At 63.2% G+C, this 24,744-nt stretch carries 18 protein-coding genes and 1 pseudogene; 15 read left to right on the top strand and 4 right to left on the bottom strand.

All coding sequences use genetic code 11. From position 1 onward, the window contains the following. Positions 1 to 25 precede the first annotated feature (25 nt). Positions 26 to 790, top strand: coding sequence for a GntR family transcriptional regulator (locus tag Q0627_RS04320; protein WP_298807907.1), 765 nt, complete (start codon positions 26 to 28; stop codon positions 788 to 790). Between the two features lie 4 nt (positions 791 to 794). Here Q0627_RS04320 and Q0627_RS04325 read toward each other — a convergent pair whose 3' ends face one another. Both Q0627_RS04325 and Q0627_RS04330 read right to left on the bottom strand, forming a co-directional pair. Then, positions 795 to 1,976, bottom strand: a complete 1,182-nt coding sequence (locus tag Q0627_RS04325; protein WP_291019311.1) for a M20/M25/M40 family metallo-hydrolase — start codon at positions 1,974 to 1,976, stop codon at positions 795 to 797. Next, positions 1,973 to 3,577 carry an amidohydrolase family protein gene (locus tag Q0627_RS04330; protein WP_298807912.1) on the bottom strand — a complete coding sequence of 535 codons (1,605 nt, stop codon included), beginning with the start codon at positions 3,575 to 3,577 and terminating at the stop codon, positions 1,973 to 1,975. The genes Q0627_RS04325 and Q0627_RS04330 overlap by 4 nt, the downstream gene beginning before the upstream one ends. Before the next feature lie 252 nt (positions 3,578 to 3,829). On the opposite strand from Q0627_RS04330, the gene Q0627_RS04335 reads away from it, so the two are divergent. The 9 genes from Q0627_RS04335 (at position 3,830) to Q0627_RS04375 (ending at position 14,008) form a co-directional block, all read left to right on the top strand. After that, a complete protein-coding gene (locus Q0627_RS04335; protein ID WP_291019319.1) occupies positions 3,830 to 5,401 on the top strand; it encodes an NCS1 family nucleobase:cation symporter-1 in 1,572 nt (523 codons plus the stop codon). Continuing rightward, positions 5,398 to 6,798 (top strand): dihydropyrimidinase, encoded by a 1,401-nt coding sequence (gene hydA, locus Q0627_RS04340; protein ID WP_291019327.1) that lies wholly within the window; start codon positions 5,398 to 5,400, stop codon positions 6,796 to 6,798. Before Q0627_RS04335 ends, hydA begins: the two co-directional genes overlap by 4 nt. Next, on the top strand, positions 6,795 to 7,475 hold the full coding sequence (locus tag Q0627_RS04345) for an aspartate/glutamate racemase family protein (protein WP_291019329.1): 681 nt from the start codon (positions 6,795 to 6,797) through the stop codon (positions 7,473 to 7,475). The genes hydA and Q0627_RS04345 overlap by 4 nt, the downstream gene beginning before the upstream one ends. An 85-nt stretch (positions 7,476 to 7,560) precedes the next feature. Continuing rightward, on the top strand, positions 7,561 to 8,868 hold the full coding sequence (locus Q0627_RS04350) for an AAA family ATPase (RefSeq protein ID WP_291019332.1): 1,308 nt from the start codon (positions 7,561 to 7,563) through the stop codon (positions 8,866 to 8,868). Positions 8,869 to 8,963: 95 nt separating this feature from the next. Next, entirely contained in the window at positions 8,964 to 9,773 is an 810-nt protein-coding gene (locus Q0627_RS04355) for a hypothetical protein (RefSeq protein ID WP_291019335.1), read from the top strand. Next, positions 9,770 to 10,648, top strand: a complete 879-nt coding sequence (locus tag Q0627_RS04360; RefSeq protein ID WP_291019338.1) for a nucleotidyl transferase AbiEii/AbiGii toxin family protein — start codon at positions 9,770 to 9,772, stop codon at positions 10,646 to 10,648. The genes Q0627_RS04355 and Q0627_RS04360 overlap by 4 nt, the downstream gene beginning before the upstream one ends. Positions 10,649 to 10,746: 98 nt before the next feature. Continuing rightward, positions 10,747 to 11,766, top strand: coding sequence for a GNAT family N-acetyltransferase (locus Q0627_RS04365; protein WP_291019341.1), 1,020 nt, complete (start codon positions 10,747 to 10,749; stop codon positions 11,764 to 11,766). 170 nt (positions 11,767 to 11,936) lie between these two features. Then, positions 11,937 to 13,259 (top strand): AAA family ATPase, encoded by a 1,323-nt coding sequence (locus Q0627_RS04370; protein ID WP_291019344.1) that lies wholly within the window; start codon positions 11,937 to 11,939, stop codon positions 13,257 to 13,259. Further along, positions 13,256 to 14,008, top strand: a complete 753-nt coding sequence (locus Q0627_RS04375; RefSeq protein WP_298807921.1) for a hypothetical protein — start codon at positions 13,256 to 13,258, stop codon at positions 14,006 to 14,008. The genes Q0627_RS04370 and Q0627_RS04375 overlap by 4 nt, the downstream gene beginning before the upstream one ends. A gap of 204 nt (positions 14,009 to 14,212) precedes the next feature. Here the strand turns inward: Q0627_RS04375 and Q0627_RS04380 are convergent, their stop codons facing one another. Both Q0627_RS04380 and Q0627_RS04385 read right to left on the bottom strand, forming a co-directional pair. Further along, positions 14,213 to 15,034 (bottom strand): hypothetical protein, encoded by an 822-nt coding sequence (locus tag Q0627_RS04380; protein WP_291019350.1) that lies wholly within the window; start codon positions 15,032 to 15,034, stop codon positions 14,213 to 14,215. A gap of 67 nt (positions 15,035 to 15,101) precedes the next feature. Further along, entirely contained in the window at positions 15,102 to 16,544 is a 1,443-nt protein-coding gene (locus Q0627_RS04385; RefSeq protein WP_291019354.1) for a hypothetical protein, read from the bottom strand. Between the two features lie 168 nt (positions 16,545 to 16,712). On the opposite strand from Q0627_RS04385, the gene Q0627_RS04390 reads away from it, so the two are divergent. The 5 genes and pseudogenes from Q0627_RS04390 to Q0627_RS04410 form a co-directional block, all read left to right on the top strand. Next, positions 16,713 to 18,452, top strand: coding sequence for a class I SAM-dependent DNA methyltransferase (locus tag Q0627_RS04390; protein WP_291019356.1), 1,740 nt, complete (start codon positions 16,713 to 16,715; stop codon positions 18,450 to 18,452). Further along, the gene (locus Q0627_RS04395) at positions 18,452 to 19,678 is read left to right on the top strand and encodes a restriction endonuclease subunit S (RefSeq protein WP_291019358.1); all 1,227 of its coding nucleotides are present in this window, start codon (positions 18,452 to 18,454) and stop codon (positions 19,676 to 19,678) included. Before Q0627_RS04390 ends, Q0627_RS04395 begins: the two co-directional genes overlap by 1 nt. After that, entirely contained in the window at positions 19,678 to 20,394 is a 717-nt protein-coding gene (locus Q0627_RS04400) for a DUF3800 domain-containing protein (RefSeq protein WP_291020741.1), read from the top strand. The genes Q0627_RS04395 and Q0627_RS04400 overlap by 1 nt, the downstream gene beginning before the upstream one ends. A gap of 174 nt (positions 20,395 to 20,568) precedes the next feature. Further along, positions 20,569 to 23,682, top strand: a pseudogene (locus Q0627_RS04405) (type I restriction endonuclease subunit R). Then, the coding region (locus tag Q0627_RS04410) for a class I SAM-dependent DNA methyltransferase (RefSeq protein ID WP_298807928.1) at positions 23,679 to 24,744 on the top strand (1,066 nt) is incomplete at its 3' end. The pseudogene Q0627_RS04405 and the gene Q0627_RS04410, both read left to right, overlap by 4 nt.

The raw sequence follows: 24,744 nt of genomic DNA on the forward strand, positions 1-24,744 counted from the left end.
TTCTTCGCGCGCAGGGAGGACCGGGATGCCAGCTGGAACGAGATCGTCTGCGAGTAAAGATATTTCGCGGATAAAGTCGCGGCGCCCGCTGCAGTCGGAGATCCGGGACACCATCCTTCGCGAATTCATTCTTTCCGGGAGGCTGCACCCGGGCGACAAGATGCCGTCCGAGAACGAACTCTGCGAGATCTTCGGTGCGTCGCGGGTCACCATCCGGACCGCGATGCAGGGGCTCAAAGATGCCGGCTACATCCGCATCGTGCGCGGATCGGGTTCCTGGGTGCTGCCGCGCCCCGAAGCCATCAGCTCCGGCCTGGACCGACTGGTCTCCTTCGACACGTTCGCGTCCAACTCGGGTCATCCGATCGATACCGGCGACGTCGAGATCGTCCATCTCGCCCGTGGTGACGACGAGAGCTGCGAGGTGTTCGACGGGGCGGACGGCTTTACCCGAGTGAGCCGCACGAAGCTGATCGACGGCCGCGTGATCGCGTGGATAGTCGACTACGTTCCCGACGACGTCCTCGGCACCGACGAGATCCGCCGCTCGTTCAAAGGATCGGTGCTCGACGTGCTGCTCGCCCACCACAGCGCCGCCTACTCCGACTGCACTCTCACCCCGGTGATCCCCGACCGCGCGATGGCCGACCGCTTCGGCGGCGCTCAAACCGCATTGCTGCAACTCAGCGAGCTGACACGCGCCGATTCGGGACGCATTGTCAACCGCAGCGAGGCGTGGCTGACCCCCGACGCGTTCACCTTCCAGCTGCGGCGACGGCGCGATAACTGACATGTCACCGCGCAACGAGGAGCGCGCTGAAGATCGCACGATAACCCTCCACGCCCGCCCGCAGTTCGGCCAGTGACATCGACTCGTCCGGGGTATGCGCCTGACCGGGATCGCCGGGGCCGAAGCCGACGGTGGGGATGGATCGCCGTCCCGCGCTCTCGGAACCGTGGGTGCAGAACTTCCAGGTACCGATTGTCGCGTCGAAATCGTTGCGCCGCAACGCCGCCATGACGTCGGTGACGGGCCACTCCTGCGGTTCCTCATACCAGGCGGGCGCGTATATGGGAACGTCGACGTTGCGGCCGCGCCAGGTCTGCCAGCGCGCCCGCGCCAGCCGAGTAACCGATCCCGCCCCGTACTCGTGCGCCACGGATTCGACGACGGCACCGATGTCGTCGAGGATCGTTGTATCGGATTCGCCGACGACGGTGCGGCGATCGAACACCGCGACGCATCGGGACGGCACCGTCGATTGACTCGGATACGGTTCGGATCGGATGCTGACCAGCGTGAGCAGGCCCGTACCGACATGCGGATCGGTCCGCAGAGGCAGATCCCGCAGCGCGATGATCACCTCCGCCATCACCTCGACGGCGTTGATACCCGACTCCGGGAACGCCGAATGCGATGACGCACCGATGATCTCGACTTCCACCTCCGCACGGCCGCGTTGCCCGATGCGCAGCGTGTTCGCCGACGGCTCCCCGATCACCACGACGTCAGGGTTCACGTCGTCGAGGATGCGGCCCAGCGACGGCCCTTCGGCCAGTTCCTCGTCGACCGATCCCGAGATGACGAGCCTGCCACCCAGACCGGGCTGTCCGACCATCCGGTGTGCGGCGGTGATCGCCGCAGCCAGTGGGCCTTTGGTGTCGACGATGCCGCGGCCGACGATCCGGTCGCCGACCAGTTCGCCTGCCGGGTCGTGGGTCCAGCGTGAGCGGTCGCCGACCTCGACCGTATCGATGTGCGCGTCGAACAGGACCGTCGGTCCCGGTCCGAAATCGATGTGGCCCAGCGTGTTTCCCCAGTCATCGACGGAGACGGCGAAACCGTGGGACTCGAGGACGGCCGCCAGGATCTTGGCTGCCGGGCCGGCGTCCGGCGACACGCTCGCCGCACCGACCAGTTCGAGGGCTGTCGTCACCACGTCGGTAGTGGTTGCCGGACGCGGACCGCTGGTCATCGCCGCTCCGCTGCGGGGCCCGCGAACGTCTGCGCACCCGAGACGAGACCCGGTCGGGCGCCGGTATGGCTACCATTGTCCCACACGGTTATTCCGTTCACGGTGACGAGTTCGACGCCGGGCGGCACCTGATGGGGCTCGTCGTAGGTGGCGGTGTCGACATAGCGCGCCGGATCGATGAGCACCAGATCGGCCCGTTTGCCCACGGCGATCTCGCCGCGGTCGTCGAGACCGAGTACCCCGGCGGGGCCGGTGCTGAGCCGACGGATCGCCTCGGACACGGTGATCAGCTTCTCGCGCAGGGCATATCGTCCGAGCACGCGGGGTGCCGTGCCGTACAGCCGGGGATGCGGGTGTGGATTGAACACACCGTCCGATCCGACGAGCGCACCCGACGACGAGAAGATCTCGCGGACAACCTTTTCGGTCGAGTAGTGGTCGATCATGCAGGCGTCGAGCTCGGTGTGGTCGAGCAGGTCGAGGATCGCGAACGCCGGGTCGGTCCCGGTTGCCTCGGCAACCTCGGCGACCGTCTTGGACACCGCGTCCGAGCGGTCACCACCGGCCTGGGTAATGACGATATTTTCCGGACCGCATGCCCCGAACAGGTTCTCCCAGTTGGGAAGTCCGGCCTCCATGTCGCGTGCCATGCGTTCGCGCTCGGCGTGGTCGCGGACGCGCTCGAGGGTGGCCTGGGGACCGCCGTCGAAGGCATAGCCGGGCAGCAGCGCCGACAGCAGGGTGCTGCCCGCCCCGTACGGATACTGATCACAGGTGAGGCGGATCCGGTCCTGAGCGGACGACAGCGTGTGCAGCAGATCGGACAGCAGGGGCGGTACGCCGACGAGGTTGACGTGGGAGGCATGCAGGGGGGCCCCCGTCCGCTCGCAGACATGCACGAACTCCGAGATCGAGTCGATGACGCCGGCGGCCTCGTTGCGCACGTGCGGAACGAGCGGCACACCGTACTGGGCCGCGGTGTCCGCGATCTGGAGAATCTCGTTCGTGTCGGCGTAGAGTCCCGGCGCGTAGATCATGCCGAACGACACCGCCCGCGCGCCGGCGCTCAGGGATTCGGCCACAAGATCTTTCATGGCCGACATCTCGCGCCGATCCGGCGGGCGGTTGGCGTTGCCCATCACGGACTCACGGACAGCGCTGTGCGGGACGCAGCTGATCATGTTGGCCGAGGGCCGCGTGACCTGCAAGGCGTCGAGGTAGGACTGCATCGAGCGCCAGTCCCAGCCGGCGCCCGTGCTCGGCTCCAAACCCCGCAGGTAGCGCCTCCTCGTGTCGACCGTCGCGTCGGTGAGCGGCGCGGGCCCGAGGCCGTCGGGGCAGATCAGTTCGGTGGTGAATCCCTGACCGATCTTGGCTCCGAGCAGTGGGTCGTCGAACGGCCGCAGCGCCGAGTGCGCGTGAAGATCGATGAAGCCCGGACACAGCAACCGGCCTGCGGCATCGACGGTCCGGGCGGCCGATCCAACGCTGAGGTCCGGGCCGACCGCGGTGATCAATCCGTCGTTCACCAGGACATCGGAGCGCCGCACCCCGTCGACGGTTACGACATCGGCGTTGAGGATTGCCAGAGAAGCATCCATGAACTCACCTGCCTACTTGTAGGACAACTGCCCTCTGTCTACCACATACCCGCCGGTAGATGGAGGTTTAGAGGTGCGAATTGTTTCGCACATGTGTCGTTATGGGAAGTTTGGAAGACAGCTATTGACAGTTGTCCTACAAGTTGCGAAGGTCGGATGAGTCGCGTGGTTCACACGACCGCCCCTGAAGGTGCCGGGGCCGATCCACAAATCCGCAACCGAATAGCCTTCAGCCCAGCCGAGGAGGACGACATGCCCGCAGATCTCACGCAACCGCAGAACGTACCCAAGACGCCCGAGTCCATGACAGCCACCACAGACATCGCCATCTCCGGCGACGCGCAACTGACCAACGACGACCTACTGCCGGTGCCACTGCGCAAACGCACCTGGGGCGCCTGGAACTTCGCCGCCCTGTGGATGGGCATGGTGCACAGCGCGTTCGGCTTCGCCGTCATCGGCGGCATGATGGACACCGGCATGACGGTCCTGCAGGCGCTACTCGTCGTGCTCCTGGCCAACCTGGTCCAAATGACGCTGATGGGATTCACCGGCCGAGTGGGCGCACGCTACGGAGTCCCGTTCGCCGTGTGGGCACGCTCCACCTTCGGTGTGCTCGGCGCCAACATTCCGGCCGCCCTGCGCGGGATCGTCGCCATCGGCTGGTTCGGAGTGCAGTCCTACCTCGGCTCCACCGCGATCAACGTCCTGCTGGAGACCAGTTTCTCCGGCTGGCGCGACTGGAACACCGAAGTCGGCGGTGTCGCGGCGAATCTATGGGTGTCGATGATCATCTACTGGGCGCTGAACCTGCTGCTCATCCGGCACGGCATGGAAACCATCCGCCGATTCGAGGGCTGGGCCGGTCCCTTGATCTTCGTCGTGATGGTGCCCCTGGTGATCTGGGCGCTGATGCAGATGGACGGACTCGGGCCGATCTTCGATCAGGAATCGCACTACTCGTCCACCGGCAGCTTCATCAGCAGCGGACTGCTGCCCGGTATCGCCCTGTTCATCTCCGCCAGCTGGGCGACGATGGTATTGAACATGCCCGACATCACCCGCTACGCCAAGTCCAACAAGGCGCAGATGACCGGCCTGTTCTACGGCCTGCCCATCGCGACCGTCGTGTTCTACGGCATGGCCGCCATCGTCGTGTCCGGAACCCAGGCCGCGACCGGCGAGATCATCTGGAACCCGGCCGATGTCCTTGTGGCCATTGACAACCCGATCGTATCCGTCATCGGCGCCATCTCGATCGCCGTCGCCACCATGTCGGTGAACCTGGCCGCCAACATCATTTCACCGGCATTCGATTTCACCAACCTGTTCCCCAGATGGCTCACGTTCAAACGCGCGGCGCTGATCAGCATCATCCTGGGCTTCGTCTACATGCCGTGGAGGCTGATGGAATCACCGGACACCCTGTTCTCGGTGCTGAACAACGTGGGCGCGGTGATCGCCCCCGCCACCGGAATCCTCATCGCCGACTTCTATCTCGTGCGTAGAGGCAGGCTCGACGTCGAGGCACTGTACCGCCGGGGAACCCAGTACGAGGGCTACCGCGGATACAACTGGTGGAGCCTGTCGGTGCTGATCGTCATGTCGTTGTTCTGCATTCTCGGACAATGGATCTCCGCAATCCACTGGGCATACGAGTATGCTGCGGTACTGGGTGTGGTGCTCGGCTTCTTCGGCTACCTCGCCGTCGTCCCACTGGCCCGAAAGAGTTCCGTCGGCGCGGCATTCGAGCCCAGCGGCACCGTCGGCGTCGAGTTGGACGAAGTCGAGCGGGGTACCGTCGACAAGGAGAGTCTGTCATGAGCACCAGAACGATTCTCAGAGGTGGTGTGGTGGTCACCGCCGACGGACAGTCCCGCGCCGATGTGGTGATCGAGGACGACACCATCGTCGCGCTCGGCACCGACATCGACGCCGACGGTCAGGTCGTGGACGTCACCGGCTGCCAGATCCTGCCCGGACTCGTCGACAGCCACACCCACCTCGAGATGCCGACGATGGGTACCGTCACCGCCGACGACTTCGCCTCCGGGACCATCGCGGCCGCGGTCGGCGGCACCACGACGGTCATCGACTTCGCGATGCAGACCGACGGGTCGTTGCTGACCGGTCTGGAGACGTGGAAGGCGAACGCCCGCGACAAGGCGCACATCGACTACGGCTTCCACATGGCCGTCACCGACGCCTCCGCGTCGGCCATCAAGGAGATGGCGGACATGGTCGACGAGGGTGTCACCTCGTTCAAGGTGTTCATGGCGTTCAAGGGGTCGTTCATGGCCGACGACCAGCAGCTTCTGCGAGTGCTGAGGCGTACGGGCGAAACCGGTGGCCTGGTGCAGGTGCACGCCGAGAACGGCGACGCGATCGACCTCAACGTCAGCGACGCGCTGTCCCGCGGCCAAACGGCTCCGGGTATGCACGCCACCACCCGGCCCGAATCCACCGAGCAGGAGGCCACCGGGCGGGCGATTCATCTGGCGACGTGGGCGAAGCGGCCAGTGTTCGTGGTGCATGTGTCCGCGGCATCGGCGGTGCGGGAGATCCAGGAAGCCCGCATGAACGGGCTGCCCGTCTTCGGTGAGACCTGTGTTCACTACCTGACGCTGACCGAGGAGGAGTTGCACCGCCCCGGTTTCGACGGCGCCAAGTATGTATGCTCGCCGCCGCTGCGGCACGAGCATGACCAGGATGTGCTGTGGTCCGCGTTGCGCCAGCACGATCTGCAGATCGTCACCACCGACCACTGCCCGTTCAACTTCTGTGGTCAGAAAGAGCTTGGGCGGGAAGACTTCTCGAAAATACCCAATGGCCTGCCGACGATCGAGCACCGGCTGCCGCTGCTGCATGAACACGGCGTGCGCACCGGCCGGATGACGATGGCGGAGCTGGTGAACCTCACGTCGACGGCGCCGGCCAAGATGTTCGGTCTCGACCGCAAGGGCCGGGTGGCACCCGGATACGACGCCGACCTCGTCGTGTTCGATCCGTCGTCGACGCTGGAGATATCCGCGGCGAATCACCATATGGCCGTGGACTACACACCGTTCGAGAGCTGGACCTGTCACGGCGCGCCGGCGATGGTGTACAGCCGCGGTGACCTCGTCTACGGCGGCGGGGACGTGCGCAGCGCCCCCGGTCGCGGCCGGTTCGTGCGCCGCAGCACCGGCCCCTTCCCCGCCGGAGACATCACTCGGCTATGACCGAACCCGTTGTCCTACTGATCAATCCGAACTCCTCGGATGAGGTCACCCGGATCATCGACGACGTCGCGGGTAGGCATCGCGGAAACGGAACGCGCTATGTGACCGTGAAGGTGGCGTCCAATCCCCCGGCCATCGAGACCGTCGACGATGAAATCCTTGCGGTGCAAGGACTTCTGGCCTCCGTTCTCGAATGGCGCGACCGATTCGACGTCGCCGCGGCCGTGGTGGCCTGCTTCGGCGATCCGGGGGTATCCGAGCTGCGGCACGCCACCGGCTGGCAGGTTCACGGCATCGCCTACGAGGCCATGCGGAGCGCGGTGGAACGGGGGCAACGATTCTCAATCGTGTGCGCCCTGCCGTCGGCGGTGCCGATCATGGAACAGCTTGCCGCACACTATGGCTGGGCCGACATGCTGGTGAGCGTACGGCCCCTGGGCATCTCGGTCCTCGATATCGCGGCAGCACTGGAGGACACCGCCTCACGCCTGGAACAAGTCATCGACGACTGCGTGTCCGACGGCGCCGACGCCGTCTGCCTCGGCTGCGCATCCATGACTCCCCTGGCCGAGGCGCTGCGCTCATCGGCCAGGGTGCGGATCATTGACGGTGTCGAAGCGGCCATCACCGCCGTCGATCATCAGGCACCCTCCGACAACAGTCCGGCCTGTGGATAAATCACTCGCCGATCACGATATCGGTTGTTACGGTCGTAGCCTTGCCACACCGAACCAACTTTGATCGGAGAACCTTCACAAGCCTATGACCGACATCGATATCAGCGGAGAGCAGTTCCCCGTTCGCCGGTCCATCGAGTTGATCGCCCGGCTTCTCGGCGGTGCGGTCAGCGCCGCCGACGAGGAGTCGACGGACAGCTTCCTCCTCACCCATTTGGGTGCTCGCCGTAGCTCTTTGGTCGGTCAGCGGATCGAACTGTCTTCGGCGACGTTCGTTGCCGGTGGTCTGGTGATGGCCGATCTGATGGCCGAGCACGAGGTGATCGTCGGACCCGGCAGCTACGATTCGGCGCCGTCGTGGACCAGTCACCGACTCGGATCCGACGACATCTCCGTGCCCAGTTGCCTGACCGCATTCTTTCCCGACGGCCTGCTGGTGGGCAATGATCCTGTCGCCGTGCAGATCTCGGCGGAGGACAGGGGCTACCTGGGATCCGACGACGGTCTCACCATTCTCGCCGGCCCCGGCTCCCGCGAATTGGCAACGGAGACAGCCGCACTGATCCGTGATCGGATCCGTCTGCGGAACCCCTTGCGCGGCAAGATGCTTTCGGCGATCAGTTCGTCGGGATCGGTGGTGTTCGACATCGTCGACCCGCAGCCGGCCGGCCGTGGCGACGTGATCGTCGATTCGCGTGTGTGGCACGAGATCGACCTGTCGATCCGCTCGGTCACCGACCGCCGCGACATCCTGCTGGCCGCCGGGTTCAGCACCAGCCGCGGCCTGATGCTCGCCGGACCGCCCGGCGTCGGCAAAACTGCGGTGGCGCGCGTCATCGCCCACGAACTCGTCGCTCAGGGATTCACCGTGATGCTCGTCGATCCCGACGTCGGGTCCCGATGCCTCTCCTCGCTTTACGCGCATGCGGCCGAACTGTCCCCGTCGGTGGTGGTGCTCGACGACGTCGATCTCTACACGGGCCGGCGCGGCGGCCACACCGACGACGGCCTGGGTGCGTTCCTCAGCGCACTCGACGGCGCCCGCCGCCACAATGACGTCCTGAGCGTGGCGACCACCAACGACCCCAAGGCCATGGACGCCGCCGCGATCCGCGCCTCCCGCTTCGACAGCATCATCGAAATGGGCCTGCCGTCCGACCAGGCCGCCGAACGCATCCTCACGCGCTCACTGTCGGCCCTCGACCACAGTGTCGACGTCCACCAGGTGGTCCGGGCGTTCCCGCCCGAACGCAGCGGCGCCGACATCTGCGAAGCCGTCCGCCGTGCCATCCTCACCGTCGACGACGGTGTCCGGATCGGCACCGCCGACCTCATCGGCGTCATCTCCGCCGGCAGCTACCGCGCCGAACTCCCCACCGGCGCCTACCTGTGATGTCGTCAATGCTCAGGCTGCCGGCAAGCACATAGCCTTTAGTCACTGTCATCTATACATCTAGTTCGTTATTCTGTCTCTAAGAAAGGAGATTGATGACAGTGGCGCGAGTGATCACCCGACCCAACGCCGACGTCGTCGAGCAGTTCGAGTTGGACGGCGACGTCATAGTGACCGTCGACCGGCTTGCTGCGGTGATGCACGACGTCGGCATGGAAGGCGATCCACGTAAACTCGCGTACGACCTGCAGCGTGGCGGATGGCTCGGAACCCTACGCTCACGAAACGCCTGGGAGTTCCTTCCCGCAGCCCGGGCGGGTGCGTACTCGTCGGGTGACCGATTCCTGGAGTTCCGCGCCCAGCAGGCCCTACGCCCCGATTGGCCGGGCACTTTGGCGATGGAGTCCTCAGCCGCACTGCTCGGTCTCGCGCAACGGATCCCCGAGCGGGAAGTCGTCGCGCTCGGCGACGATGTGGTCTTCCCGAAGGCGATGAGTGGCCAGTGGCGTTGTGTTCGCATCGTCATGCCGCCCGAGTGCCTCACGCAGATCGATGGGTTGCCATCCTGGGATCGGGAGTGCCTCATTGTCGGCATCGGAATCCGGCCATCCGGTTACAAGGACATCGCCGGTTTGGGGCAATGGTTGTCGGTGGCCCCCTACCAGGTTGACCTCCCCAAAATCGTCGAACTTCTGGCGCCGGCGAGTTCCGCGGCCAGGCAGCGCACCTCCTACCTGCTGAATGCATCCGGAAACCGTGCAGGTGCCCAACAGATCATCGACATCTATCCGCCGACGGACACCGCGTGGCTCGGGCCACGCCGGCAAGGCGGCCACTACGACCCCGTGACCAAGGTCAGCGACACCCTCCTTCACCCCTATCTGAGTGTCGGCGGAGGGGCATGAACCGCATCACCGAAGGCCACCTGGTCCGCCACTACCAGGGCGCCAAAGGCGGACGCGATGCCGCACTGTTGGACATCGCCCAAGACCACGCGCTGTGCCTGCTCCACCAAGCCGGACTCTTCGATGACGGTCTCGTGTTCAAGGGCGGCACGGCACTGCGCAAGTTCCGGGCTGGCAACGCCGGACGGTTCTCCACCGACCTCGACTTCGCCGCACCCGGCGATGATCTCCCACTTGCCGCGCTGGATGCCCTCGATGAAGTGAACCTGAACGACTTCACCTTCGCGATCGAGAATCTGGGCGACGACGGTCGACGCGGCGACCTGCGGATCGACACACCGTTCGGCAGTCCACGCCTCGGTGCGAAGATCGAACTCGCACGACATCCGCTCAGCCTGACCCCGGAAATCCTGGAACCTGTCCACCTCCCCATTCATGACAGATACGACTTCACCGTGCCGGCTACGCCCGTGATCCGTGTCGAAGAGTCCGTCGCCGAGAAGCTCGCCCGCTACCGCAGGGTCTCCCTCGCTCGTGATCTGTACGACCTCCAGTGGTACGCCACCGCCGGTGCCATGAACCAGCCGCTCGTCCGACGACTCTGGGTGCTCAAGGTCTACCGTGACATCGTCGTCGACGGCCGCGGCACCAAACCGATCGATCCCGACGACGTCCTCGCCGACCGCACATCGGCCGACTTCCACCCCGAGGACATCGGATACCTCACCAAACCCGTCCGCATCGACGAGTGGATCGCCACCGTCCGGACCCGTTACGCCTACCTGGCCGACCTTGATGCCGTCGAACGCCGCTGGGTGCAGTGCAACGAACGCGACCGCTATGAAATCGACACCGCCCTCGCCCAGATCGGGTAGAGACAGCACCAACGCCGTGCTGAACGGTAGCCACCAGAACTCACCGACTCCCGCATCATCTGGCCCCGACCACACTTCGCGAGACCTACAGTGATCGGGTGAGTATCCTCCGCGGCGAGCTTCTCCCGGTTCAGGGTGACATGGTTCAATTGCTTGTCGCCGAACCCATCGACGTCGAAGCCTCACGGCCGGGCGATGACGCGGCCATCGGGATAGACGGTAGACCCGCCGGCCACGAATGCGGGCATCCTTTGATGCTGGCGATCGCGCTGCCACCAACCGATGCTCGTGTCGGCAGCGTCACGCTGTGCGAGACGATGAACGATGCTGCGCAGGTACATCTTTGGATCGATACCGAGCATCGCGGTCGTGGATTCGCTCAGGCAGCACTCGCGCTCACCGTCGAACTCGCACGACGTAGCGAAGTGCGCCGCCTGACGGCTCAGGCCGACGCTGAAAACGAGACGGCTCGGTCCATCCTCCACGACACCGGTTTCGTGCTCTCGGAGCCCGACGACGGCGGCGCGGCGACGCAGTATGTGCGTGAGGTCGCACCGATCACCCTGTTGCCCAAGGACACCCAACGTCTTCGCCTGCGTCTCTTCGAGCACGAAGACACCGCCGATTGCCTGCGGCTTACCAATCATCCCGACGTCATCCGGTACTCGTTCGGTGAACCCTGGTCGGAGACCGACGCCGCCCGCAACGTGAGCGAGCAGATGGTGAAGACCGGGATCGGTGACGGATGCACCGGCCTGACGGTCGTCATCGAACACGCCGGCACCAACATCGGCCAGATACAGCTCTGGTCAGGGAGCAGACAGCCACGTGTCGCCGAGATCAGCTGGACCATCGATCCCGCATACGGACGGCGCGGCTTTGCGACCGAAGCCGTCAACGCGGTCCTCGACCTCGCGTTCGGCCACTACGGAATCCACCGGGTGACAGCCCAGATGGACGCCCGCAACGAGGCCTCCGAGCACCTCGCCCGGCGAGTCGGGATGACACGTGAGGCTTTGCTGCGCGACGAGTGGTGGTTCAACGACGAATGGACATCCACCCTCGTCTACGCGATCCTCTCCACCGACACCAGACTCAGGGCCGCGGCCCGGCGATGATCACCCCTCTACCTGCTCACGGGTTTCGTTCGTACTCAATGGATTCCGTGAGTGGCAAGAAACTCGGTGATAGGACAGGCTTGCGCGCATGCTGAGTTGACCAGGAGCGCGATATGGATCGCCGATCATGGTCGCGGTATTCGCACCTGGCGTACTCTACGGTGGTCAGTATGTCCACACCGCCGCGCTGGTTCGTCAGACGACTCGAGTTGACGAACTTCAGGTGCTTCGATGAACTGTCGATTGATTTCGACTCCGAATTGACCGTTCTCATCGGCGAGAACGGCGCGGGCAAGACCGCAGTCCTCGACGGGCTCGCTGTCATGCTGTCAACAGCCCTCTCCGCGCTTGGCGACAGTCGGCGCGGATTCGACATATCAGATATCCGCTTGCGCCCTCAGGGCACGAGTGGGCAGTCGGTTCCGTCAATGGAAGCGATCATGCCGATCGGTGGGCAAATCCATGCGGTTCTCGCCGGCGAGGACTACCACTGGTGGCGGCAGAAAACGAGCCTCAAAGGACGCACCGGGTGGGGTGACAAGCACCTCATCGACGCCCATGTAGGCAATATATGGGACGCCGCGAACGCGGAGCCACCAACGACTGTGCTACCCGTTGTCGCATCGTATGGAGTCGACCGCCTCGTTGGCGTCCGTCGTGCCCAAGGCACTCTCGGACGATCTCGGCGGGATGCATATTCGGCTGCCCTCGACAGTAAATCGGATCTCACGCGCCTATCGTCGTACATACAGGGTTTGACCCTGGACGACTTCGCCGCGACCGAGCGAGGTGCCACCGATACACCCGAGGCTCGGCAGCTGGCGGCGATTCGTGCAGCCTGTGATCGGGTATTTGGCCACCTAGGATGGCGGGGTCCATACTGGCGCCAGAACGTCGAAGAGCTCACGATGATTCACGATGATCACGGTGAGCTTCCGCTGAGATTCCTCTCCAGCGGGTTGAAGATTGCGACAGGACTGACCATCGATGTCGCAAGTCGTATGGCACGCGCCAACCCCGCCCTCGGTGGCGACGACCTGCTCAAGAGCGTTCCGGGGATCGTGTTGATCGACGAGATCGATCTACATCTGCACCCGACATGGCAACAGCAAATTGTGCCCTCAATGCGCAGGGCCTTTCCGCATGTTCAGTTCATCACGACAACGCACAGCCCCCAGGTTCTGTCGACCGTCCCGGCCAAGCACATTCGAGTACTCGGCGCTGAGGGAGTGACCGGCGTGAACTATTCGGAAGGCCTGCAAAGCGACGTTGTCCTCCAGAAGGTCATGGGAACACCACCGATGCCCGACAACATCGAGATCTCCCAAACTCTGTACCGCTACGCCGACCTCGTCGCCCAGGGCGGCGGACTCTCCGACGATGCCCGGCGTATGCGGCAGATCCTCGATGAGAGGCTTGGTGGCGCGTCAATGGTGTCGCTACTCGCCGATGCCGACGCGACGATGGCCTTCTATGATCTGGACGACGAATGAGGCGGATCGCGACCGGCGGCGAACCCACCGCACTCACTGACGCGAACCGGAACAGTATCCGGCACGACAGTTGGGGTGCGGCGATCACCGGCCCCATTCGCGACGCCCTCCACACAGACCAGTCCGGGATCTGCGTGTACTGCGAGCGCACGATCCCTTTGGCGAAGCACCAGTACGTTCCGGTCGCGAAGATCGAGCATTTCCATCCACGCGCCGATGCCGCATGGGCAGGTAAGAGCACACGTCAATGGACACGATCCGCATGCTGCACCGAGTCAGCAGCCGGAAGTCATTCTGCATCCAAGACCGCATGGACCAACTTGCTCCTCGCCTGTCCCGGTACTGTTCCACATCGTCCCGACGGGAAGACCGAAACAACCTGTGACACAAGCAAGGCCGAATCCGATATCTGTGCGGTGTTCCACAATCCGAAACTCACTCACCTCGTCCAGCTGGTCGACGTGGAGCGCGACGGTCGTATCCGTCCCGTCCCGGGAATGCCGGCCGGATCGGAGAAGGTCATCAACGATATTCTGCGGCTGAACGCATCCTTCCTGTGCGACGAGCGCCGCAAAACGATGGCAAGGTTGTATCGGGAATACAAGAAGGCCAAGGATCGGCATCACGGACTAACACCGAAACAGAAGCGGAACTACGCATCCCAAATCCGCCGACAAGCAGACCAGCTCGGCACCGAGTATCCGTCATCGATGCTGGCCGTCGCCAAGGAGATCGAGTCGCGGGCATAGCGATTGCCTACGTGTACAAACTGCACGTTACGCAATCCGCACCTCCCGCTTCGACCGCACCATCGAAATGGGCTTGTAGCCCGACCAGGTCGCCGAACTCATCCTCACGCGCTCACTGTCGGCCCCCGAGCACATCGCCGGCAGCTACCTACCGCGCTGAACTCCCCACCGGGGCGACACGACATCGGGGCTACTGTGTTCGGATCACTCTCCATACGGTGACGAGGCGGGAGTGTCTTCGACACCGATGTAGACTCCACCGAACTTTGCTTCCCCAATGGCACATTCGATACCGTCGATCCAGACCCTCCCCTCACGAGTCGTTTGCTCACAAGTGCTCCGGTCATCCAGATGCACAGCCTTGAAGCCGGTTCCGAGCCAGCTCTCGTTGTACCCGGCCACGGGTCGGCCATTCTCACAAATCGACTTGTCGTAGCAGTCTTCGCACACCGAAAGGTATTGCCAGACACGACCGATCGCTAGGCGTCCACAGACCGGGCATGGATGACACGGGTAGGGTGGCCGATCATTCTCGCCGAGATTCAAGAGCGAATCGTCTGCGGCGAGCGCTCGTAGCGCCGAATCCGCGGTCGGCTCCGCCGCACGCCTCCGCAGGAGGACGTAGACGTAGTTGCCCAGCGCAATGTCAGTGACACCGTACCGGTCTTGCGCGGGAAGTTCGTCGATGCCAGCAGCATCGGCTTCGAGGGCGGCGATCGCGGCACGGTGATAGTCGCTGACATCCGCCAATGCCAACGGCCGATTCTTGTACTGCTGTCTGCGCCAGAAACCTTCGATCGCGGCTACCCGGTCATCCCGGTTGCCGGGATCAACCGAATAGTCAAGAGAACCGCCGTAGGCGAAAATGGACAAACGCCTATCACTCACGAAAGCCAAACCACCGGAGTGACTATCCGCATTGAACCCGGCATGCACGATCTCCTCGACCGTCGCCGGGTCGTCCGCTTTGCACACGAGACGTTCAGTTATGCCTTCTCGGGTAACCTCAGGATTCTGATTGTTCATAGTGGGAACTACAGCACGCCGGTACGACATTGCCGTCCATCTGCTCTATCCCTGCGGCAACGAAGACTCACCCGCTGATCTTGATCATCCGCCCAAGGCTTGCCTGCCACATCGAGTTGCCCGGCCCGATGGTGCCGGTCAGCTCCAGCGGCTCATCGAAGGGGGCGTCGCCCACCTTCAGCGTCGCCACCCGCCGTCCGGTCTCGAAGTCGGTGGCGAGGTAGTAGACCGGACCGAGCTGCTGGATACCGGGCCGCACCGGCCCATACCCGAAAGCGTGGATCAGTCCGTCGGCCCGGGACAGCCGTGGGAGCGTGGCGATCCGGTCGTCGTTCTCCCAGACCCGACGGCAGCCCTCCGCGGTCACATCGATGCGCGTCGACCCGCCGGTGAACGCCGCATTCGCTGGCGAGCTCGGGCCGTCGACGGCCATCGGCGGGTACTGGTAGCCGTAGGTACTGGGTACGACCAGCGAGTTCCCCCACGCGAGGATTGAGTTCTCCGTACCCTGCCCGGAGGTTCCGAATGCCTTCATCGAGCACACGGTGATGCCGGTGTCGCTCTCATAGACGAGGAGGTTCGGCCGGATGGCATTGTCGGCGATGGCCACCCAGCCGTCGCCGCCGGGACCGAAATAGGTGGGCGTCGTTCCCGAACCCCAGGTGAGCTGACCGGGTTTGCGGGCGGGCCCACGGTCATAGGCACGCCGCCACACCGGGTACGGGACGCCGTTCTTGCCGGCCCGCATCTCATAGAGCGCATGGGTCGACAGCACCGAAGCGCCCGACGGCCGCACCGACAGCCCGTTGCCGAGCTTCTCGCCCCGCGGCAGCCGCATCGACGCCACCCGCCGCTTCGCATCGACCGTTCCGATCACGCCGTTGGTGGTGGCGAACCAGACCCGACCCTGCCAGTCCGGTGCGAGACCGGTCACCGCGTCGCCGGCCGGAATATGCCTGCCGAGATCGACCCGATCATCGATGAACAGCTGCCATCCCCGAGGTGTTCGTCGATGGGCCACGCGCAGAATCGAATTGGATCCATCGGCGACGACGACCCGGTCCCGGTCGTCGAGGTAGCCGTACACACCGCCCAGCAGGCCACCCTTCGTCAGCTGCTTGCTTGCCAGCGGAGCAGCCGTCACCGGATCGAACAGCACGACGGTCGCGACCGCGAACTGAGGTGGCCGGAGACCGATGAACTTGGTGCACAACGAGACAACCAGGCCGTCGGACCCGACGAAGGTCGCCGCACAAGCCCCGCCAGGAATCGACGACGCCGCGACCCGCGCGGTCCGCCCGGGCCCACGCAGCGGAGTCGAGTCGGTCGACGCCAGGTCGCCGTGTATCAGCGAGGTCCCGACCGGCCCGACGCCGATCGGCGGTCCGGGGGCGGCACTCCGGCCGCCGGGAGCCGCTGCGCTCAGACCGGCGGAAAACACACTGAGCACAATGATGAGAAGCGCCACGACTACCGTCGGCAGGCGCTGGGTGCGAACCGCTGGACACATCCGACCAGACAAACACATCGGGTATCGCCGTCACCAAGAATCGCGCTGCCAGTACCACGGCCCTCTGTGCCAGGGCGAGTTGAAGCCACTAGAGCCACAGAGACCACACCCGATACCCTCAGATCCGGTGGCCTATACGGCGGCGGTAACAACGACGGCGGGAGATCTGTGAGCAAGCTGGGCAACTTCGTGTGGGGTATCGCCGACCAGCTCCGCGGGGTGTACAAGCCGCACCAGTACGGCGGGGTGATCTTGCCGTTCACGATCTTGCGGCGCCTGGACTGCATCCTTGAACCCGCCCGCGACGAGGTCCGCCAACTGGCCCAGAAGTATTCCGGTGGGGCGTTGGACGTGCAGGTCAGACGCAAGACCGGGCTGGCGTTCTACAACACCAGCCCGTTCGACTTCTCCCTCCTGCTCGACGATCCGGAGGGGTTGCGGGCCAACCTGATCGACTACATCACCGGGTTCTCGGCGAACATCGACGTGTTCGAGCGGTTCAAGTTCGAGAACGAGCTGGCCACCCTGGATGAGAAGAAGCGACTGTACCTGGTGGCCTCGCAGTTCGCCGAGGTCGACCTGCATCCGGATGCGGTACCGAACGCCGAGATGGGTGATCTGTTCGAGTATCTGATCTACAAGTTCGCCGAGGCCTCCAACGAGGAGGCCGGCGAGCACTACACCCCACGCGATGCGATCCGGTTGATGGTGGATCTGCTGTTTGCCGAGGACAACGACGCCCTGCTAGAACCGGGCACCATCCGCACCATCTACGACCCGACCGCCGGTACCGGCGGCATGTTGTCGGTCGCCGAAGAACGCCTGCTCGAACGTAACCCCGATGCCCGGTTGCGGTTGTACGGGCAGGAACTCAACGACCAGTCGTACGCCATCTGCAAATCCGACATGATCGCCAAGGGTCAGGATGTCGGCAACATCCGTCTCGGCGACACCCTCGCCGACGATCTGTTCTTCGACCGCACCTTCGACTTCTGTATGTCGAACCCGCCGTACGGTGTTGATTGGAAGGTGTCACAGGAATCGGTGAAAACCGAAGCACTTCGCCAGAACTCACGCTTCTCGCACGGCCTGCCAGCGATCGGCGACGGTCAGATGTTGTTTCTGAGCCACCTGGCGTCCAAGATGCGGCCCACACATGAGGGTGGTGGCCGCGCCGGGATCGTCCTCAACGGTTCACCGCTGTTCAATGGTGCCGCCGAATCCGGTCCGTCGCAGATCCGGCGGTGGCTGCTCGAATCGGATCTGGTGGAGGCGATCGTCGCGTTGCCGACCAATATGTTCTTCAACACCGGTATCGCCACCTACATCTGGCTGCTCGACAACACCAAACGCCCTGAGCGGCAGGGCAAGATCCAGTTGATCGACGCCACGTCGTTCTGGACGAGGATGCGCAAGAGCCTGGGCTCAAAGAACCGCGAACTCGACGAGACCGCCCGCGACCGTATCCTCGCCCTCTACGACGCCTTCGACGACGCCGACCCCGAGTTCTCGAAGGTGTTCACCGCCAATGATTTCGGCTACTGGACCATCACCGTCGAACGCCCACTGCTCACCGACACCGGCAAAGTGTCGACAGACCGCAAGGGCAACCCCAAACCCGACGCCAAGAAGCGCGACACCGAGAACATCCCCTTCACCTACGCCGGCAACACCGACGGCGACCTCGGCCGGGACGCCACCATCAAGAAGTACTTCGACTCCGAGGTCCTGCCCCACGTTCCCGACGCCTGGGTCGACGACAAGAAGACCAAAATCGGCTACGAAATCCCCTTCACCCGTCACTTCTACAAATACACCCCACCCAGACCCCTCACCGAAATCGACGCCGACCTGGACAAGCAGGTAGCCAAGATCATGGGCCTGCTGCGGGAGGTCGAGGGAAGCTGATGCACACCCTCGTAGATTCAGGTGTCGACTGGCTCGGCCCGGTCCCCGCTTACTGGAAGACAAAGCCACTGTGGTCAATGTTCGATCGGATCAAGGACGTCGGCCATCCTGACGAGCAGATGCTATCGGTATTTCGGGACTACGGAGTAGTCACCAAGGACTCACGGAACAACCTCAACAAGACCGCCGAGAACCGCAACATCTATCAACTCGTTCACCCCGGATGGCTCGTGACCAACCGCATGAAGGCGTGGCAGGGCTCAGTCGGGATATCAACCCTACGCGGTATCGTTTCTGGTCACTACATCTGCTTCTCGCCGCGACATAAAGAAGACCCACGGTTCTTGAACTGGCTCTTCCGAAGTCCCGTGTACGCGAACGGATACGCACTACTGTCCAGGGGAGTCCGTATCGGTCAGGCCGAGATCGACAACGACCTCTACCGCGTGATGCCCGTCCTGTTACCTCCCCTCGACGAACAGCGCGCTATCGCCGACTTCCTGGACCGGGAGACGGCCCGGATCGACACGCTCATCGAGGAACAAAAGCGGCTCATCGACCTGCTGACTGAACGTCGTGCATCCTTAGTCGCCCGCACTCTCCTTCGGGGCACCTCTGCGGGCACAAAGCTACGTCTGTCCGGCGATGCACAACTCGGGCACATTCCCGCACACTGGAAGCTCGTGCCGACCCGACATCTTTGCCGCATTGGCACGGGCGGTGAGGACTCCGGCAACGCGACCGAGGACGGAGACTATCCATTCTACGTCCGCGGGCGGGAAATTCTCAGGATCGGCAACTACTCATTCGACGGTGAGGCTGTGATGACGCCGGGAGATGGTCAGGGCGGAACCGGAAAAGTGTTCCACTACTTCAACGGGAAGTTTGAGGCCCATCAGCGCGTGTATGTATTCAGTGATTTCCGTGGCGTGCTCGGCCGTTACTTCTACTATTATTTGTCGACTTTTCTACGTCCTGTCGCTCTCGCTGGCAGCAATACAGTCACAATGGAGTCGCTTCGTCGCCCAGTGCTCGCAGATTTCGCAGTAGCTCTGCCACCACTCGATGAGCAGGCCAATACCGTCATATATCTCGATGACCGCACATCGAAGATCGACGCTCTGATCGCCGAGTCGGAGAAGTTCATCGAGCTTGCCCGCGAACGTCGATCGGCACTCATCACCGCCGCGGTAACCGGCCAGATCGACGTCCGGGAGGCGTCCTGATGCTGTTGGCATTCGTCGATGAGTCCGATCACGGCGACTTCCGTTGTTTCGGGGCGATCCTGGCGGATGAGAATGCAACGAAGCAGCTCACCGACCAGCTCAACGCACTGATGATCCAGGCGAGCAAGGATTATGGAATACCCGCGACCACCGAGTTCCATGCTCACCCTATGTTTCATGGCAAAGAGGCGTGGGAGGGTGTTGGTCAACGTGCCCGGGCGAACCTGCACGAGAAGGTCATCGACGCTATCGTGGGGGCCGATGTCACTCTGCTGCTGCGGCACGTCAGCGAGCAGCGTCTGCGGGATCGACAGGATCGGCGTGGCTACCCGGACCGGTTCCCACCAGAGCAGGTCTGCTTCCAGCACATTCTGCAACGTGTAGAGAATGTCGCGTCAAGGCAGGGGACGTACGCGCTCGTAATCGCTGACGAACGGGGTGATCGCGAACGCCACCGCGAACGATTCGCGGTCTATCAAACCGATGGAACTCCCGGCGTCCACCGGCACACCACCCTTCCTTCGCTCCTCGACACTGTTCATTTCGCACCGAGCCATCACTCACGGATGCTGCAGGCAGCGGACATGTTGGCGTTCACCTACCGCCGATACCAGACGGTCCGCGAGACAGATCATCGTGCGCAGCGAGTGATGGACAGGCTGTGGTCGAAGTTGCAGGACTCCGGAAAACTACATAGTCCAGGCGGATGGCCGTGATGCACAACAGCCCCGCACGGGGCGGGGCTGAGGGCCATGCGGGCGGCATCACTGCGGCCTGCACGACAATACTAGCACGTGGGGAGCGGTCAATGACGTGGACGTGGACGGCCTCAGTGTCGGTGTTACCGGCGACTGGCACCGACCCTAGCCCCGTGCACTAGCGTCACTCCCGTGGCGCAGCATAACGAGATCGAGTTCGAGCGGGAGTTCGCCGAGTACCTCGCGGCGCACGGCTGGCTGTATTCGATGAACGACACCGGCTACGACAAGGAACGCGCCCTGTTCCCTGCCGACGTGCTCGGCTGGCTGCGCGATACCCAGCCCGAACAGGTGGACAAGGTCATCAAACCGGGGTCCAAGGACGTCGCCAAGCAGGAACTCCAGCTGCTGGACCGGCTCGTGAAGGTGCTTGATCTGCCGTTGGCCAACGGCGGCGGCACCCTGAACGTGCTGCGCAACGGGTTCTCACATCTGTCGGGCAAGTTCGCGATGTGCGTATTCCGGCCCGAGTCGACACTGAACGCCAAACGCAACACCGATCATGCGGCGGTGCGGCTGCGAGTGATGCGGCAGGTGCACTTTTCCACCGCCGACAACCGGTCGGTGGATCTGGTGTTCTTCGTCAACGGACTGCCTGTGGCCACAGCCGAACTCAAAACCGACTTCACCCAGTCGGTTGCGGACGCGATCACTCAGTACCGCGCCACCCGCCTGCCCAAAGATCCGAAGACCGGGCTGGTGCAACCTCTGTTCCTATCCGGTGCCCGCGCGCTGGTGCATTTCGCCGTCTCCAACGATGAAGTGTGGATGACCACCCACCTCGTCGGTGAGAAGACCCACTTCCTCCCGTTCAACCGGGGCACCGAGGACGGCGGCGCAGGAAACCTATTGAACCCGAACGGTTCCCGATCCTCGTATCTGTGGGAACGGGTGTTGCAGCGTGATGCGTGGCTCAACATTCTGGGCCGGCTCATGTACATCAAGCACGAGTCGAGTACCGACCCGATCAGCGGCAAGACGACCAAGACGGCGACGCTGCGGTTCCCGCGGTTTCACCAGTGGGAAGCGGTCACCGAACTCACCGCAGCTGTCACCGCCGAAGGTGTCGGGCGGCGGTACCTGATTCAGCATTCGGCCGGGTCGGGAAAAACCGATTCGATTGCGTGGACCGCGCACCGGATGGCGCGGCTACAGGTGGACAACACCAAGGTGTTCGACTCGGTCATCGTCGTCACCGACCGCAACGTCCTCGACGCGCAGTTGCAGGATGCGATCAAACAGATCGACAACGATCAGGGCATCGTTGTGGCGATCGACCAGACCGAGGCCACCAAGGCCGGGGGTTCCAAGTCGTCGCTGCTGGCGAAGGCGTTGACCGATGGCAAGTTGATCATTGTCGTCACCATCCAGACCTTCCCCTTCGCGATGGCCGCGATCCGGCAGCACAAGGGTCTCAAGGGTAAGAAGTTCGCGGTGATCGCTGACGAGGCGCACTCCTCCCAGTCCGGACAGATCGCCGGCAAACTCAAAGCGGTCCTAACCGCCGAGGAACTGCAAGACATCGAGGACGGCGGGGAGATCGACGTCGAGGCGATCCTGGCCGCCGAGGCTACCGACCGCGCCGACTCGTCGAACATCTCCTACTTCGCGTTCACTGCCACACCGAAAGGCAAGACCCTCGAACTGTTCGGGCGCCGGCCCAGCCCAGACGAGCCGCCGGCACCGTTTCACGTGTACACGATGAAGCAGGCGATCGAAGAGGGCTACATCCTCGATGTCCTCACCGGCTATCACAGCTTCACACTGGCCTTCCAGATCGGTCAGAAGGTGGCCGACGAAGAGCACGAGGTCGACCAGGCCGAAGCCACGAAGGCGGTGATGAAGTGGGTCAAGATCAACCCGCAAACCATCTCCCAGAAGTCGGCGATCATCGTCGAACACTTCCGCGAGAACGTCGCCCACCTGCTCGACGGACACGCCAAAGCGATGGTGGTGGCTGACTCCCGCAAGGCCGCCGTCCGCTACAAACTCGCGATCGACGACCACATCACCAAGAAGGGCTACGGCTACCGCACCCTGGTCGCGTTCTCCGGCAGCGTCATCGACCCCTAGTCCGGTCCCGACTCGTTGACCGAGGCGAGCATGAACCCGGGTATCAGTGACCTGCGGACCGCGTTCACCGGCGAGCAGTTCACAGTGATGATCGTGGCCAACAAGTTCCAGACCGGCTTCGACCAGCCCCTGCTGTGCGCCATGTACGTCGACCGCAAACTCTCCGGCGTCACCGCGGTACAAACACTGTCCCGACTCAACCGCACCTACCGAACCCCTTCGGGCACAACAAAAACTGCAGCAATGACGCAGGTCGTCGACTTCGTCAACGACCCCGCCGGCATCCGTGAGGCGTTCGAACCGTACTTCACCGACGCATTCCTGGAAACCGAAACCGACCCCAACCTCGTACACGACCTGTCCACCAAACTCGACACCGCCGCCATCTACACCCCCGACGAAATCGACCGGTGCGCACAGGCATACGTGCAGGGCAAACACAACGCTCTCTCCGCGGCCGTCGACCACGGCAAGAAGCGATTCGCCGACCGCTACACCGCCGCCCTCACCGCCAACGGCGGCGAAGGCGACAAACCCGAACTCGCCGAACTCGACATGTTCCGTCATGACGTCGGATCCTTTGTGCGGCTCTACGACTTCATGTCCCAGATCATCGACTACGGCGACCCCGACCTCGAGAAGAAGCAGATCTACCTGCGCTACCTCGAACGCGTCATCAGACCCGACAACTACACCGCCGAGATCGACCTGTCCGACATCATCCTCAAAGAAGTCGCCCACAAGGACAAGGGCAAGACCGACATCAGCCTCGGCACCAAGGTCGGCCTGACCGGGATCACCGCCGCAGGATCCGGAGAGAAACGCGACCCCACCATGGTCGCCTTCCAGCAAGTCCTCGACCGCCTCAACGAACTGTTCGGCTCCGAAGACTTCTCCACCTCCCAGAAGACCTCGTTCATCGAATCCCTGCTGCAAACCCTGCTCGCCGACCGCGACCTCGTCCAGCAGGCCAAGGTCAACACCCCCAAACAGTTCACCGAATCCCCCGACTTCGAATTCGCCGTCACCGGCGCCGTCGCCGACAACCACGGCGCCCACGAAAAGATGAGCAACTACTTCTTCAGCGACGCACCCGGACGTACTCACCTGATCTCCGACATCGCCAAGTGGTTCTACCAGGTCGTCACACATGAGGAGGCACAGCAGTCGTGAAGGATAGGGGCCCACATCCTGCGCTACGGACGATTCTCAATGACACGACGGAGGTCTCCTATTCTGACCTGGACTATGAGATCGCCGGTCGCGAATCCACTACCAGTGATTCGCTTGCTCGGTTGCTCACCATCGGCTGTCTCAGTCGCTTGGATCCCGACCGAACCTCGGTTGATATCTGGGATCCTGCCGCAGGTATCGGCTACGCGGGCTTCCTGATCGCTGACGCCCTTCAATCTGTGGGAGTCCAAGTGAAGTACCGCGGCCAGGACATCAACGAACAAGCGGTGTCGGCATGTCAGCGCCGTTTCGCAGAGGTATCGGACGCCAAGGTGAACCTCGGCGACACTCTGGCACACGACACGTTCCCCGATTTCGAGGCGGACCTTGTCATCGTGGATGCACCGTTTGGCCTGAGTTGGGAGACTTCAGCGGATGCAATAGAAACTCGGCGTGAGTCTGGTGCGTTCCACTTCGGGCTACCGCGAGTCTCGGACGGAACCTGGCTATTCATCTCCCTTGCACTTGAAAAGTTGCGACCCGCGGAACAGGGAGGTGGCCGTGTAGCCGCTCTCGTTGCTCCAGCGGCACTTAGCAGCGTCGACGGTGCCGCCATCCGGGAACGAATCGTGGAAGCGGGGCTACTTGAATCTGTGACCCGGCTCCCAGCCGCCCTCGCACCAAACACTCAGATAACCTTATATCTCTTAACATTCACCAATCGCTCTCCGAGCTCGGGGCGTGGCAAGGTAGCGGTTGCCGATATGCAAACGCAGTACACGACTGAGCGTCGACATCGATCGATGACACCGATAAGTTTCAAAGAACTCGAATCCGGTCTACGAACTGGCAAACCAGGAAAACGCAACCGAGTAATCGACGTCCAGCAGTTAATCCGAAGAAGTGCGGAGCTATCCCGGACTACCCCCGAAGGACTACGATTCTCGTGGCGGATAGACACATACAACGATACACCAATCGATGATTCACTGCTGAAACTTCGCTACTCTGACCTAGATCCGCGAGTAGTGGTGGGAGTTCCGGCGTTTGAGAAGACAAAAG

This window comes from uncultured Gordonia sp. (assembly GCF_937858515.1).
Taxonomy (GTDB): domain Bacteria; phylum Actinomycetota; class Actinomycetes; order Mycobacteriales; family Mycobacteriaceae; genus Gordonia.